Annotated in this window: 12 protein-coding genes; 8 read left to right on the forward strand and 4 right to left on the reverse strand. The window is 31.1% G+C overall.

All coding sequences use genetic code 11. The features are described from left to right. Positions 1–7 precede the first annotated feature (7 nt). Positions 8–1,118 (reverse strand): peptide chain release factor 2 gene (gene prfB, locus H574_RS0101790; protein WP_155912556.1). Its coding sequence is split into 2 segments (ribosomal slippage): positions 8–1,054 and positions 1,056–1,118, totalling 1,110 coding nucleotides; the frame shifts between segments, so codons are not numbered across the junction. A gap of 95 nt (positions 1,119–1,213) precedes the next feature. On the opposite strand from prfB, the gene H574_RS0101795 reads away from it, so the two are divergent. Both H574_RS0101795 and H574_RS14835 read left to right on the forward strand, forming a co-directional pair. Then, on the forward strand, positions 1,214–2,233 hold the full coding sequence (locus H574_RS0101795) for a threonine aldolase family protein (RefSeq protein ID WP_027878904.1): 1,020 nt from the start codon (positions 1,214–1,216) through the stop codon (positions 2,231–2,233). 186 nt (positions 2,234–2,419) lie between these two features. Continuing rightward, positions 2,420–4,099: an OmpA family protein gene (locus H574_RS14835; protein WP_027878905.1), complete on the forward strand. Its 1,680-nt coding sequence runs from the start codon at positions 2,420–2,422 to the stop codon at positions 4,097–4,099. Positions 4,100–4,157: 58 nt separating this feature from the next. Here H574_RS14835 and H574_RS0101805 read toward each other — a convergent pair whose 3' ends face one another. Then, positions 4,158–4,481, reverse strand: coding sequence for a YbaB/EbfC family nucleoid-associated protein (locus H574_RS0101805; protein WP_027878906.1), 324 nt, complete (start codon positions 4,479–4,481; stop codon positions 4,158–4,160). A gap of 136 nt (positions 4,482–4,617) precedes the next feature. Here H574_RS0101805 and H574_RS0101810 point away from each other — a divergent pair, with 136 nt between their 5' ends. The 3 genes from H574_RS0101810 (at position 4,618) to capB (ending at position 9,232) form a co-directional block, all read left to right on the forward strand. Further along, on the forward strand, positions 4,618–6,687 hold the full coding sequence (locus tag H574_RS0101810) for a S9 family peptidase (RefSeq protein WP_036226905.1): 2,070 nt from the start codon (positions 4,618–4,620) through the stop codon (positions 6,685–6,687). Between the two features lie 73 nt (positions 6,688–6,760). Continuing rightward, positions 6,761–7,801: a cysteate synthase gene (gene capA / locus H574_RS0101815; protein WP_027878908.1), complete on the forward strand. Its 1,041-nt coding sequence runs from the start codon at positions 6,761–6,763 to the stop codon at positions 7,799–7,801. Between the two features lie 171 nt (positions 7,802–7,972). Further along, positions 7,973–9,232, forward strand: coding sequence for a cysteate-C-fatty acyltransferase (gene capB / locus H574_RS0101820; protein WP_027878909.1), 1,260 nt, complete (start codon positions 7,973–7,975; stop codon positions 9,230–9,232). A gap of 59 nt (positions 9,233–9,291) precedes the next feature. Here the strand turns inward: capB and H574_RS0101825 are convergent, their stop codons facing one another. Further along, on the reverse strand, positions 9,292–10,410 hold the full coding sequence (locus H574_RS0101825) for a hypothetical protein (RefSeq protein ID WP_027878910.1): 1,119 nt from the start codon (positions 10,408–10,410) through the stop codon (positions 9,292–9,294). Positions 10,411–10,426: 16 nt separating this feature from the next. Beyond that, complete coding sequence (locus H574_RS0101830) at positions 10,427–11,476, reverse strand: transporter (RefSeq protein WP_027878911.1); 1,050 nt, start codon at positions 11,474–11,476, stop codon at positions 10,427–10,429. Positions 11,477–11,587: 111 nt separating this feature from the next. Here H574_RS0101830 and H574_RS0101835 point away from each other — a divergent pair, with 111 nt between their 5' ends. The 3 genes from H574_RS0101835 to H574_RS0101845 are packed head-to-tail and all read left to right on the forward strand — an operon-like array spanning position 11,588 to position 15,569. Continuing rightward, complete coding sequence (locus H574_RS0101835) at positions 11,588–11,839, forward strand: DUF4834 family protein (protein WP_027878912.1); 252 nt, start codon at positions 11,588–11,590, stop codon at positions 11,837–11,839. Between the two features lie 30 nt (positions 11,840–11,869). Further along, positions 11,870–14,284 carry a YfhO family protein gene (locus H574_RS0101840; RefSeq protein WP_027878913.1) on the forward strand — a complete coding sequence of 805 codons (2,415 nt, stop codon included), beginning with the start codon at positions 11,870–11,872 and terminating at the stop codon, positions 14,282–14,284. Between the two features lies 1 nt (position 14,285). Next, positions 14,286–15,569, forward strand: coding sequence for a glycosyltransferase family 4 protein (locus H574_RS0101845; protein WP_027878914.1), 1,284 nt, complete (start codon positions 14,286–14,288; stop codon positions 15,567–15,569). Positions 15,570–15,587 lie beyond the last annotated feature (18 nt).

Raw genomic sequence — 15,587 nt, forward strand, 5'->3', positions numbered from 1 at the left:
TAATTTTTTAAAGATTATTATTGTCTTCGGTTTGTTGCCCCATCATCATTAAATAAGACTTTAAAAATGGTTCTATATGACCATCCATTACAGCATCTACATTACCAGTTTCGTGACCAGAACGTACATCTTTAACTAACTTGTATGGATGCATAACATAGTTTCGTATTTGGCTTCCCCATTCAATTTTCATTTTACCAGCTTCAATATCATCACGTTGTGCCATTTGTTTTTGAAGTTCAATTTCATAAAGCTGAGATTTTAGCATTTGTAAGGCACGAGCACGGTTATCATGTTGCGATCGTGTTTCTGAGCATGAAATTTGAATTCCAGTAGGTTTGTGTGTTAATTGTACTTTAGTTTCAACTTTATTTACATTTTGTCCTCCGGCACCACTTGATCTAGCGGTGGTAATTTCTATATCTGCTGGGTTAATTTCGATTTCAATAGTATCATCAACCAAAGGATAAACATAAACAGAAGCAAAACTTGTATGTCGTTTTGCGTTACTATCAAATGGCGAAATTCTTACTAATCTATGAACACCGTTTTCTCCTTTTAACCAACCAAAAGCAAAGTCGCCTTCAATTTCTAAAGTCACTGTTTTTATACCAGCAACATCACCTTCTTGAGAGTTAAGTTCTTTTACCTTAAAACCATTTTTTTCTGCGTACATTAAATACATACGCATAAGCATACTTGCCCAATCGCAGCTTTCTGTACCACCAGCACCAGCTGTTATTTGTAAAACAGCGCTAAGGCTATCACCTTCTTCAGAAAGCATATTTTTAAATTCAAGATTTTCTATAGCAGTTTCTGCTTTTTCAAACCTAGATTCTACATCTTCTAAGCTAGCTTCCTCTTCTTTAAAAAACTCGTATATAACTTCTAAATCTTCAATATAAGTTTTAGCATTGTCATAGTCTTCTATCCATTTTTTCTTTTCTCTGATGGATTTCATGACTTGCTCTGCAGCTTTAGAATCATTCCAAAAATTCGGGTCAAATGTTTTTTCTTCTTCGTTACGAAGCTCTATTGTCTTTGCATCTAAGTCAAAGATATTGCCTTAAAGACTTAAGGCGTTTATTAAGATCTTTAATTTGATCTGTTGTAATCATATAATATATTGTTTGAAACAAAAATAAAATTATTAGTAAGATTCTAAAATTTATTAAAACAATATTTATAGTTTTATCTCTAAAAAAATATACTAATGATTATAGATTTAAGAAGTGATACGGTAACTAAACCAACACCAAAAATGCTTGAGGCAATGATGCAGGCTAAAGTTGGTGATGATGTGTATAATGAAGATGAAACTGTTAACGCTTTAGAAGAAAAAATAGCTAATCTTTTTGGAAAAGAAAAAGCATTGTTTTTTCCTAGTGGGACTATGGCTAATCAAACTGCTATTAAATTACACACCAATCCTGGTGACCAAGTAATTTGCGATAAATATGCTCATATTTTTAATTATGAAGGTGGTGGCGCATCTTTCAATAGTGGTGTTTCTTGTAAATTAATAGATGGTAATCGAGGAATGTTTACTGCAAAACAGGTTGAAGAAGCAATAAATCCACCAGATTTTTATCATAGTCCGTTAACCAGATTAGTCGAAATTGAAAATACCACAAACAAAGGTGGCGGCGCATGTTGGGATTTTGACGAAATATTAAAAATAAAATCACTTTGTAAAACACATAACTTAGGATTTCATTTAGATGGTGCAAGATTATGGAATGCTTTAGTAGCAAAAGAAGAAACTACAGAACAATACGGTAAAGCTTTTGATACCATATCTGTTTGCTTAAGTAAAGGTTTAGGTTGTCCTGTTGGATCCGTTTTAGTAGGTGATAAAGCAATTATGGAAAACGCAATACGAATTAGAAAGATATTAGGTGGAGGCATGAGACAAGTAGGTTTTCTTGCTGCTGCAGGTTTGTATGCTTTAGATAATAATATTGAAAGATTAGCCGAAGACCATAAAAAAGCAAAGTATATAGCAGAATTATTACAACAATCTAATTACGTTAAAAATGTAGAGTCAGTAGAAACAAACATCGTTATTTTTGAATTGTATGAAGAAACAAGCGAAAAGTTTTTGAAATCGCTTTCTGACAATAAAATTCTTATTACCAATATGGGAAATAACAAACTAAGAATGGTAACACATTTGGAAATTACTGATAATGAAGTTGATATGTTAGAAAATGTAATTAAGTCACTTTTTTGAATATAAATTTAATATTATTTAAAAGTTGCTTATGTCGTTTTTTTATGCATTTTATCGATTTTTTGGTTTTTCTTAACAGTTAATGTTAAAATAAGTTTGAATAGTGCTTTTTTTGTCTGAAATTAGTTGTAAAATGCTAATTTATAGTCTTTTATTAATCTATTTATAAACTTAAATTAACAAAAAATGAAAAAAGTATTACTAACGATTTTGTCTTTTGTAGCCTGTACAGCAGTATTTGCACAAGACTTACCAACAAATCCTGAACCAGGAAAATGTTACGTTCGTTGTGTTACTCCAGATGTATGGGTAAACCAAGATGTAACAGTACAAGTGGCACCAGCTTATAAAAAGCTATCTGTTGTGCCAGCTAGTTACAACACGGTAACAGAAGAAGTTATTGTGCAAAAAGCAGGAACAGAATTATCAGTAGTTCCAGCAAAGTACGAAACTCAGAATTTTGATGTAGTAGTACAAGAGGCAAGTCAAAAATTAGAAATCATACCATCATCAGTTTCTTACGAAGAGGAAACTGTTGTTGTACAAGAAGCTAGCCAAAGATTAGAGGTAGTTCCAGCTGTTTACGAAACTCGTACTTTTGAAGTAGTAACTCAACCAGCAACGCAACGTTTAGAGGTTATTCCTGCTAAATACGAAACAAGAGAAGAAACAGTAGTTGTTCAATCTGCAAGTCAAAAATTAGAAGTAATTCCTGCTGTTTGGGGAACACAAACTATTACATATAAGAAAAGAGAATTTGGTAACACTTTAAAAGTTGTACCAGCTAAATTTACTTCTAGTTACCAAGTTATAGAGGTTAAACCTGCAACTGCAAAGTGGGAAATGAGCGATACACCAGCTGCAGAGTGCCAATCAAGTGATCCTAACGATTGTAGATACTGGTGTTATAAAAGTGTACCAGCACAAAACATTACAATAAATACTACTGAATTAGCTTCAGATGCTTCTGTAATAACTACTCCAGGATGTGATAATTCTAATGGAGGAGCAGATGATTGTGGTATGGCTACTTATACTCAAAAAGTTATAGAAACTCCTGCAACAACAAGAGTTATTGATATTCCTGCTGTTACAAAAACAGTTAAGAAAACAGTAATGGTTACTCCTCCAACGACAAGAGTTATCGAAGTGCCTGCAAAAACTAAAACTATGGAGCGTGTTGTAATGGTTACACCTCCTACAACAAGAGTTATAGATATTCCTGCTGTTACAAAAACAGTTAAGAAAAAAATCATTACTCCAGAAACAACTCGTGTAGTTACCATTCCAGAAGTTACTCAAACAATGAAGCGTGTGGTTATGTCTACACCTCCAACTACAAGAACTATAGATATAGCTGAGAAACGTTCTACAATCAAGAAAACTGTTTTAGCTTCAGATGCTAGAGTAGAAGAGTCTGTTGTACCGGCTGTTAATAAGACAGTTACAAAAGAAGTTTTACAAACTAAAGGAGGTTTAACAACGTGGAAAGAAGTTGACTGTAAGTTAGTAGAATATAATGACCTTAACATAAACTGGAATTTAGGTTCTGCAACTTTAACACCTGCAGCAAAAGCAGAGATAGATGCTAAATTATTACCAGTATTAGCAGATGGTGTATCTGTAGAGATTGCTTCTCATACAGACTCAAGAGGATCTAAAGAATCTAATAGATTATTATCAGAGAGAAGAGCACAAGCTGTAACTAATTATTTAATTTCTAAAGGAATTAATTCTTCAAGAATTACTTCTAACGGTTATGGTGAGTCAAGATTAACTAACAGATGTTCTGATGGTGTATCTTGCACAGAAAGAGAACACTTAGCAAACAGACGTACTCAGTTTAGAGTTATCAACTCTAAATAAGAGTAGAAAGACATAATAAAAAAGGAAGCCATTTGGCTTCCTTTTTTTGTTTACACTATTATTTAAACATGTCCATGCCAGGTATATTTGGCATACCATCTTTAGCAACAGCAGCTACTTCTGTTTCATGTACTTCTGTAGCTTTTGTAATTGCTTTATTTAAAGTTAAAATTAAATAGTCTTCCAATTGTTCTTTGTCTTTTAGTAATGCATTATCAATGTTAATAGATTTTATCTCTCTATTGGCTGTTAATGTGACTTGCAATAGGTTGTCATTACTTTTTTCATCAACTAAAACAGTATTTAAACGCTTTTTAGTTTCTTCAACTTTTTTTTGGGTTTCTTTAAGCTTACCCATCATTCCCATTAGGTCTCCAAACATCTTTATTAGTTTTTAAATTATAACTGCAAATTTATTAATTTCAATAGATAAATTTCAACTCAATTATTCATTAAATGATTTAGCTGTTTTGTTATTTAACTTTACATTTGCTTTTCCTAAAAAAAAAGAACTTAAAATGACAGATTTTAATTCTGAATTAATAGCTCCAAAAGCAAAAAAAATAAAAAAAGAGCTTACCATACATAATGATGTAAGAGTAGATAATTATTATTGGCTTAATCAAAGAGAAGATAAAGACGTTTTAGAATACTTGAACGCAGAAAATGATTATACCAATGCAGTATTAAAATCTACAGAAAGTTTTCAGAAATCTCTTTTTGAAGAGATGAAATCTCGAATAAAAGAAGATGACCAAAGTGTACCATATAAATTTAATGGATACTGGTATATCACCAAATTTGAGCAAGGAAAAGATTACCCAATTTACACCAGAAAAAAGGAAACTTTAGAAGCAAAAGAAGAAATTTTGTTTGATTGTAACCAAATGGCTAAAGGCTATTCATACTTTAAGTTAGGTGGTTTTTCTGTAAGTGAAGATAATACGTTAGTATCATTTTCAATAGATACTGTTAGTCGTAGACAATATACCATAAAAATTAAAAATTTAATTACTGGAGAGATTTTAGATGATACTATAGAAAATACAACGGGAAGTTCTACTTGGGCTAGTGATAATAAAACTATTTTCTATGCTAAAAAAGATGAAGTTACTTTAAGATCGGATAAAATTTTCAGTCATAAAATAGGAGAAAAGGTTGAAGATGATAGATTGGTTTTTATTGAAGAAGATGAAACCTTTCATACATATGTTTACAAGTCTAAATCAAGAAAATACTTAATTATTGGAAGCTCTAGTACACAAACTTCTGAATATCAAATATTACCAGCTAATAATCCTGAAGGCGATTTTAAAGTGTTTCAATCTAGAGAACGAAATCTAGAATACTCTATAGCTCATTATGATGATAGTTTTTACATAATAACCAATAAAGATGGAGCGACTAATTTTAAAGTCCAAAAAACATTAGAAACAGCTACAGCAAAAGAAAATTGGGTAGATATAATACCTCACAGAGAAGACGTCCTAGTAGAAGACATTGAAATTTTTAAAAATTATTTAGTCGTTAACGAGCGTAAAAATGGACTAAACCACTTACGTATAATAAGTTGGGATAAAAAAGAAGATTACTATCTTGATTTTGAAAGCGAAACTTATACAGCAAGCATAGGTAATAACCCAGATTTTAATAGTAATGTTTTAAGGTATACATTTAATGCATTAGCACAACCAAGTTCTGTAATAGACTATAATTTTAAGACTAAAACTAAAGAAATTAAAAAGGAACAAGAGGTATTAGATAAAAGTTTTGATAAAAACAATTACACTTCCGAAAGGATTTGGGCGACAGCCAGAGACGGAAAAAAAATACCAATGTCTGTTGTTTATAAAAAAGGTATCAAATTAGATGGAACAAATCCTTTGCTTCAATATGCTTATGGAAGTTACGGCTCTACAATAGATCCTTATTTTTCCACAATAAGATTAAGTCTGTTAGATAGAGGTTTTATATATGTAATAGCTCATATTAGAGGTAGCGAATACTTAGGAAGACCATGGTATGAAGATGGTAAACTTCTAAAAAAAATGAACACATTTACAGATTTTATAGATTGTTCAAAATATTTAATTGATAAAAAATATACATCTTCAGAGCATTTATACGCAATGGGAGGAAGTGCAGGAGGATTATTAATGGGAGCAGTAATAAACTTAAACCCCAAATTATATAAAGGTGTTATTGCAGCAGTACCTTTTGTAGATGTGGTAACAACTATGTTAGATGACACTATTCCATTAACCACAGGAGAGTATGACGAATGGGGTAATCCTAACAATAAAGATTATTATCATTACATGAAATCCTATTCACCGTATGATAATGTAAAAGAAAAAGAATATCCTAATTTATTAGTCACTACAGGACTACACGATTCTCAAGTACAGTATTGGGAACCAGCTAAATGGGTAGCAAAATTAAGAGAATTAAAAACAGACAATAATTTGTTATTGTTAAAAACAGACATGGATGCAGGACATGGTGGCGCATCCGGTAGATTTGAAGCTTTAAAAGAAGTTGCTTTAGAATATGCTTTTTTATTCTATTTAGAAGGAATTACCGATTAATAAAAAAAAATGCTTATTTTTGTCAGGTTTTAGTAATTAAAACCAAAAAATAAGTAGCTTTTAAACAGCATTTATGGAACAAAGTAAACAAGTTTTTAATAGCGCATTAGATCTAATAGGTAATACGCCGCTAATAAAACTAAACAAAATGGCGACTGAGTTTAAAGGAAACTACCATGCTAAGGTAGAAGCTTTTAACCCAGGTCATTCTTCAAAAGATCGAATAGCATTATACATTATTGAACAAGCAGAAAAGCAAGGTATAATCAAACCAGGTGACACCATCATAGAAACTACTTCTGGTAACACAGGATTTAGTTTAGCAATGGTAAGTGTTATTAAAGGTTACGATTGTATTTTAGCAGTAAGTTCTAAGTCTTCAGCAGATAAAATAGACATGCTTAAAACTATGGGTGCAAAAGTATATGTTTGTCCAGCAAACGTAAGTGCAGATGACCCAAGAAGTTATTACGAAGTAGCAAAACGATTACATAGCGAGATTAAAGGATCGGTTTACATTAACCAATACTTTAATCAACTAAATTTAGATGCACATTACAATTCTACAGGTCCAGAAATTTGGAATCAAACTGAAGGTCAAATTACACATTTAGTAGCTTGTAGTGGTACAGGAGGAACAATTTCTGGTACAGCAAAATACTTAAAAGAACAAAATCCAAACATCAAAATTATTGGTGTAGATGCTTACGGTTCAGTATTAAAAAAATACCATGAAACACGTGAGTTTGATAAAGATGAAATCTATCCATATCGTATTGAAGGTTTAGGTAAAAATTTAATACCTACAGCTACAGATTTTGATGTTATTGATAAGTTTGTTAAAGTAACAGACGAAGAAAGTGCACATACAGCAAGAGAAATAGCATTAACAGAAGGTTTATTTGTAGGGTATACTTCTGGAGCAGCAATGCAAGCCTTAAAGCAACTAAACGAAGAGGACTACTTTAAACCAACAGACAAGGTAGTAGTTATCTTTCCTGATCATGGTTCAAGATACATGAGTAAGGTTTATAGTGATAAATGGATGAACGACCAAGGCTTTTTTGATAGTCAAAATGAAGCAGCAGCACAAAGCATTCAATACGTTAAGTAACGTGTAAAAAATATAAAATTAAAGTTAGCCATAATGAAAATTCATTTTGGTTAACTTTTTTGTTAATAACAGATTGACAATTTATTATGCAAGAATAGTAAAATTGCCTAATTTTGCCCAATCTAACTAAATACTAATAGCTTAAGCCATAGGCTTAATAATCATTTAAAGATGAAAGACTTATTTGAGAAAATATACAAAGACAAAGGACCGTTAGGAAAATGGGCGTCGCAAGCAGAAGGTTACTTTGTATTTCCAAAATTAGAAGGACAAATTTCTAATCGTATGAAATTTCAAGGTAAAGAAGTAATTACTTGGAGTATCAACGATTACTTAGGTTTGGCAAATCACCCAGAAGTAAGAAAGGTAGATGCAGAAGCAGCAGCAAAATATGGTTCTGCTTATCCTATGGGAGCACGTATGATGTCTGGTCACACAGATTTACACGAAAAACTTCAAAATGAATTAGCAGAATTTGTTAACAAAGAAGCGGCTTACTTATTAAATTTTGGTTACCAAGGAATGGTATCTACAGTAGATGCGTTAGTATCTAAAGACGATATTATTGTTTATGATGTAGATGCACATGCATGTATAATAGATGGAGTTAGATTACATCATGGTAAGCGATTTACTTACAAGCATAATGATATAGAAAGTTTAGAAAAAAACTTAGAACGTGCTACAAAAATGGCAGAGCAAACAGGTGGAGGAATCTTAGTGATTTCTGAAGGTGTTTTTGGTATGCGTGGTGAGCAAGGACGTTTAAAAGAAATTGTAGCTTTAAAAGAAAAATTCAACTTTAGATTATTTGTAGATGATGCTCATGGATTTGGAACATTAGGTGCAACAGGAGCAGGAGCAGGAGAAGAGCAAGGTGTACAAGACGATATTGATGTGTATTTTGCAACTTTTGCAAAATCTATGGCTAGTACAGGAGCATTTATTGCAGCAGATCAAGAGATTATAGATTATTTAAAATATAATTTACGTTCTCAAATGTTTGCAAAGTCTCTACAAATGCAATTAGTAGAAGGAGCTTTAAAGCGTTTAGATATGTTACGCACAATGCCTGAGTTAAAACAAAACTTATGGAAAATTGTAGACGCTTTACAATCTGGGTTAAAAGAGCGTGGTTTTGATATAGGTACTACACAAAGTTGTGTAACTCCTGTATACCTTAACGGAAGTATTCCAGAAGCTATGGCGTTAGTTAAAGATTTAAGAGAAAATTATGGTATTTTCTGTTCTATAGTTGTTTATCCAGTAATACCAAAAGGATTAATCTTATTACGTATGATTCCTACTGCGACTCATACTTTAGAAGATGTAAATGAAACATTAGATGCTTTTGATGCAATTAGAGAACGTCTTGTAAATGGAACTTACAAGCGTATGTCTGCAGCATTAATAAAAGCAATGGGCGAATAATTTTCCCTTACATACAAAATAAAAAATCCGATTTAAATATTTAAATCGGATTTTTTTATCTATAATGTTTTTCTGTAAGTGCTTCGTTTTTTTATAATTTTTGGATCAAAGTTTTTCCAGATTTTATGTATAGCTTCATTGTTTTCTAATTCTGGCGTGCGGTAACAATCTTCTATACCCTTTTCTTTAAAAATAGGGTAGTATTCGTTAAAAATAATACCGTGTACACCTTTGTTTTGATAATCAGGATGTACACCAATTAAATAAAAGTTTACGCTCTTACTTTCTTTTTTAGCTTTTAAAAGTTTTAAAAATCCAAAAGGAAATAATTTACCATTCATTTCTTTTAATGCTTCAGTAAACCTAGGCATAACAATAGCAAAAGCTACTAGATTATTTTCTTGATCTACAACAAATTTGATGTATTCTGGATTAATAAAATTGATGTATTTTTTCTTAAAATATTCTTTTTGAATATCTGTAATTTCAACAAAGGAAGATAGTTTAGAATAAGACAGATTAAACAAGTCAAACATCTTATCTACGTAAGGCATTATCTCTTTAGTCTTAGTAAAATTAAGTGGTTTTAATTTGTAACGTCTTTTAACTAAATCCTGAATTTTACTAAAAGCTTCAGGATTTACATTACTAAATTTAAAGGTGCTTTCTATATAAGTTTTTTCAATATTAAAGCCTAACGTTTGATAATGCTTTTGGTAATAAGGATAGTTATACCAAGTAATCATGTCGTTAGGATAATCAAACCCTTCAATCAAAACACCAACTTTATCTAAGTTAGAGAAACCTACAGGACCTTCAACAAACTCTAAATTATTGTTCTTTCCTATCTTGATTACTTCTTCTATTAATGCTTTACTAACCTCTAAGTCATCAATAAAATCAAACCAACCAAAGCGCATTTTTTTATCGCCTTGTTTGTTTACTTCTAACCAATTAATAATCGCAGCTACACGACCAACTATTTTACCTTCTTTGTAAGCTAATAATAATGTTGCTTCTGCATCATTAAACACAGGGTTTTTTTCAGTGTTAAAAACCTCTAATTCTTGACTTATTATTGGCGGAATCCAATACTTACAATCGTTATAGATTTTAAAAGGAAATTTTACAAAAGCTTTATAATCTGCTTTAGACTTTACTTCTTTAATGGTTATCATAGATTATAAAATAGGATTATTCGTCGTCAAAATTGATGACTTGTGTTTCTTTCTTGCGTTTTCCATCGTCAGCATTATTGTCATCACCTTTTTTCTTTTTCTTATTTCTGTTTCTGTTAGCTTTTCTTTCGTATTCATCCATCACATTAGTACCATTATCTACTTTAGGATCTTTATGAAAATCAAGCCTGTAAGATGCACCAAAGTTTAAACTAAACACAGAAGGTGTATCTTTAGTATTAAATGTAAGTGCTGTATCTAACTGAAAATCTTTTCCGAAAAGGTAAGCTCCACCAAATCTAAATAAATTATCGGCATAATAATCTCCGCTAATACCTTGAGTTTCTCCGAATAGAACAAATTTTTCGTTTAGAGCTTTTGTTAGTGTTAAAATATATTGAAAGCTAGAAAAATCTGTGCCTAACCTTTCCATAGAAAAGTTAGTGACAAACACCCAACCGCTACTAAAGTTATTTTGCGTAGCAACCATAGCTTTAAAATTAACGCCACCTTCATAAGCAGGACTTGTAAATGGGTTAGAATAAGGAACGTAAATATTATCTTTTGCATCCAAATTAACGCCACCGTAAACAGCTACTGCAGGAATTAAATTACTCCACTTAAATTTTCTATTAGCATGATAACTATATAAATTAGGTTTTTCTTCTTCTTTATTTTTATAAGGATCATAGACTAAATACTTGGCTCCTAAAGCAAAGTTTCTAAAGTTAGATCGGTTTGTTTCATTTGGAGAAAGTGAAGATCTATTATCTGTAAAAGTATCGTTTTGATAAGTTCCTTCTAGATTAATTTCTAACTCTTCCCAAAGTAAACCGTAGCGTAAAGCAAAGTCAATACCAAAACCTTTAGCTTCATTCTTTAAAGGTGTATGTTTTTCGTTTACAGTGTAAGGTCCAGCTTCAATTTGACCAACATTTACACCAACAGCAAAAGCGCTTTTAGACTCGCCAGGTCTGTTAGAGTTTATAACTTCTGTATACTGAGAAAATGCTGAAATACTGAAGAAAAATAATATGTATTTACAATAGAATTTTGGGTTAAGCATAGCTATTTGTTTAAAGTCAAATATAGAGATTTTATATTTTTTTTAGCTATTAAATAACGAAATTAAAATTAGAGAATTGTATTTTTGTATTTATAGAATAAAATTTGAATTATGGGTTTATTAAGAACCATTTTAATAATATTATTAATTTACTACGGATTTAAAATCCTATCAAGAATTTTTGCGCCTGTCTTATTTAAATACGCTGCCAAAAAAGCTGAACAACGTTTTGGTGGTGCATTTAATCAACAACGTCAAGAACCAATTAATAAAGAAGGTGAAGTGACTATAGACAAAATGCCAGAAAATAAATCTTCAAATAAAAATGTTGGTGAGTATGTAGATTACGAAGAAATTGAGTAATTTTCAACCTCATTGAATTTATAAATATTTATGCCGTTTTCTTTCAAAAAGTTGTTGCCACACATTATTGTGTTGGTAAGTTTTATTGTTTGCGCTTTATTATATTTTAATCCCGTTTTGCAGGGAAAAACGATTTTTCAAAGTGATATTGTCCATTACCAAGGTATGGCAAAGCAGCAAAAAGATTTTAAAGCTGAAACTGGAGAAGAAACCTATTGGACAAATAGTGCATTTGGCGGTATGCCAACCTATCAATTAGGAGCAAAATACCCAAATAATTATATCAAAAAATTAGATTTATCATTACGCTTTTTACCTAGACCAGCAGATTATTTATTTCTTTACTTTTTAGGCTTTTATATTCTGCTTTTAGTGCTAAAAGTAGACTGGAAATTAGCTGGATTAGGCGCGTTAGCGTTTGGTTTTTCAACTTATCTTATCATAATACTTGGCGTTGGTCATAATAGTAAAGCACATGCTATTGCTTATATGCCTTTAGTGTTAAGCGGTATTATCCTCACCTTCAGAAAAAAATATATCGCTGGTTTTTTACTAACAGCTGTTGCAATGGGATTAGAGCTTGTTGCAAATCACTATCAAATGACCTATTATTTACTATTGCTAGTCATAATTTTAGGTATAGTGTATTTAATAGACGCTTATAAAAAACAAGAATTACCGCACTACTTTAAGTCTATTGGCATTTTAGTTGTTGCTGTAATTTTGTCTATAGGCCTTAATGCTACAAATATTTTAGCTACAAAAGAATATGTTAATGAAAGTACACGCGGAAAATCTGAGTTAACCATTAATCCAGACGGTACAAATCGAGAAAACACAAACGGTTTAAGTAAGGAGTACATCACAGAATATAGTTACGGTATAATTGAAAGTTTTAATCTATTTATTCCAAGATTTTATGGTGGCGGAAGCGGTGAAGATGTTGGCGAAAACTCTGCAATGTATGAGTTTTTTACAGATAGAGGCGTATCACCAGCAGAAGCCAAAGAATATGCAAAAAGTACACCAACATATTGGGGCGATCAAACCATAGTAGAAGCTCCAGCATACATTGGAGCGGTTGTGATTTTTCTTTTTGTATTAGGATTGTTTTTAGTAAAAGGTCGTTTAAAATGGTGGCTTGTTGGAGGCACAGTTTTATCACTTCTTTTATCCTACGGAAAGAACCTAGAATTTCTAACCGACTTTTTTATAAACTTTGTACCGTTATACAATAAATTTAGAGCAGTAAGTTCAATACAAGTTATTTTAGAATTGTGTATTCCTATTTTGGCAATAATTGCAATAAAAAAATTATTTGATAATACTTCTGATGAAGAAAAGCTAAACGCACTAAAGAAAACAACAATGATAACTGCAGGATTTGCAGTTTTAATTCTGTTAGGAAAACTATTTGGAGTATTTGATTTTGTTGGTGGTAATGACGGGTATTATCGTCAAAATTACGGTCAAGAATTTGTAGATGCGTTGCGTGAAGATCGTGCTAGTTTCTTAACTATGGATACGTTTAGAACGTTGATTTTCGTATTGCTTTCCGCAGGAATTATCTATTTATTCTTAAAGAAGAAATTTACCGAAACTAAAGTCATTCTTGCGTTTGCTGTTCTTATTGTAATAGATCTTGTAAGTGTAGATAGACGTTATGTTAACAATGACGATTTTGTTTCTAAAATTAAAATGGAACGTCCATATCAAGCTAATAAAGCCGATTTACAAATCCTAAAAGACGATTCTAATTATAGAGTGTATGATTTAACTTCAGGTGGCGCAAAAGCAAGTTATTTCCACAATGCTTTAGGCGGTTATCATGCTGCAAAACCTAAACGTTATCAAGATTTATACGAATTTTACCTATCAAAAAATAACATCAATGTTCTTAATATGCTTAATGCTAAGTATATTATTGGACAAGGTGAAAACGGAGAGCCTTTCCCATATCTAAACAATGACGCTAACGGAAATGCTTGGTTTGTAAAACAACTTAAAAACGTTAAAAATGCAGATCAAGAAATAAAAATATTAGATAGTTTAGATAATAAAAATGTAGCTGTTTTTAGTATAACAGATCTTAAAGCAAAAACTTTCAAAGTAGATTCTACAGCATCTATAAAAGTTGAAACTTATAAACCTAACTATATCAAATACAGTTCAAATAATTCAAATGATGGTTTTGTAGTATTTTCAGAAATGTATTATGCCAATGGTTGGAATGCTTATATTGACGGAAACGAAAAGCCTCATTATAAAGTGAATTACGCATTAAGAGGTTTACAAATACCAAAAGGCAATCATACTATTGAGTTTAAATTTGAGCCAAAAGTAGTTAAAACTGGTAGTCAGATTGCTTTAGCAAGTTCGGTAATATTATTTCTTTTAATAATAGGAGGATTATTTTATCAGTTTAAAACAAGTAAACCAGAATAATATGCCTAAACGTGTTCTTATAGTTACTTACTATTGGCCACCAGCTGGAGGACCAGGTGTACAACGTTGGTTAAAATTTGTAAAATACTTACCAGAACATGATATAGAACCAATAGTTTATTGTCCTTCTAATGCTAATTACCCTATAATTGATAAGACTTTAAAGGATGAAATTCCTGAAAATGCAATCATTTTAAAACAACCCATAAAAGAGCCATATAAATTGGCTAATTTGTTTTCTAAACAAACCAAAACAATTAGTAAAGGGATTATAAAAGAAAAAAACAAGCAAAGCATACCAGAACGTTTGTTGTTATTTATTAGAGGTAACTTTTTTATTCCAGACGCCAGAAAACAATGGGTAAAACCATCTACTAATTTTTTAACAACTTACATTCAAGATTTTAATATAGATACTGTAATTACAACTGGTCCGCCACATAGTTTACATTTAATTGGTTTAAAAATTAAACAAAAATTAGATGTTAATTGGATTGCAGATTTTAGAGATCCTTGGACAAGTATAGGTTACCATAAGCAGCTTAAATTAACCAATTATGCAAAAAAGCAACACAAGCAATTAGAAAGCAAAGTGCTTAATCAAGCCGATCAGATTGTGGTAACAAGTCCAAGTACAAAAACTGAATTTGAAACTATTACAGATAAGCCAATTAGCGTGATAACAAACGGTTACGATAAAGAAAAAGTAATAGTTAACGATTTAGATGAAAAATTTACCATATCTCACATAGGTTCTTTATTATCTAAAAGAAATCCTGAGATTTTATGGCAAGCACTTTCTGAATTTGTTAAGGAAGATGAAAATTTCGCAAAACATTTTCAGTTAAATTTAGTAGGTGAAGTAGGAGAGAACGTGTTAAACTCTTTAAAACATCATAATCTAATTGATTATGTAAATAAAGTTGGGTATGTTTCACATAGTGAAGCTGTTAAATTTCAAAAAAAATCACAAATATTGTTGCTTATTGAAATAAATTCTGAAGATACTAAAGCTATTATTCCTGGTAAATTATTTGAATATATGGTGTCTAATAGACCAATATTAGCAGTTGGACCTAAAGGTGCGGATATTGAAAATATTATTAAGCAAACAAATACAGGACAGTTTTTTGATTACTCAGAATTTTCAGCTTTAAAAACAGCTATAAAACAACTTTTTGAAGATTATCAAAATAATTCTTTAAAGGTTAATGCTATTGGATTACAACGTTTTTCGCGACAAGCGTTAACAAAACAATTAGTAGATTTGATTAATAATCTATAAATTTCAACCACAAAATTT

This window comes from Mesoflavibacter zeaxanthinifaciens DSM 18436 (assembly GCF_000422365.1).
In the GTDB taxonomy this organism is placed as follows: domain Bacteria; phylum Bacteroidota; class Bacteroidia; order Flavobacteriales; family Flavobacteriaceae; genus Mesoflavibacter; species Mesoflavibacter zeaxanthinifaciens.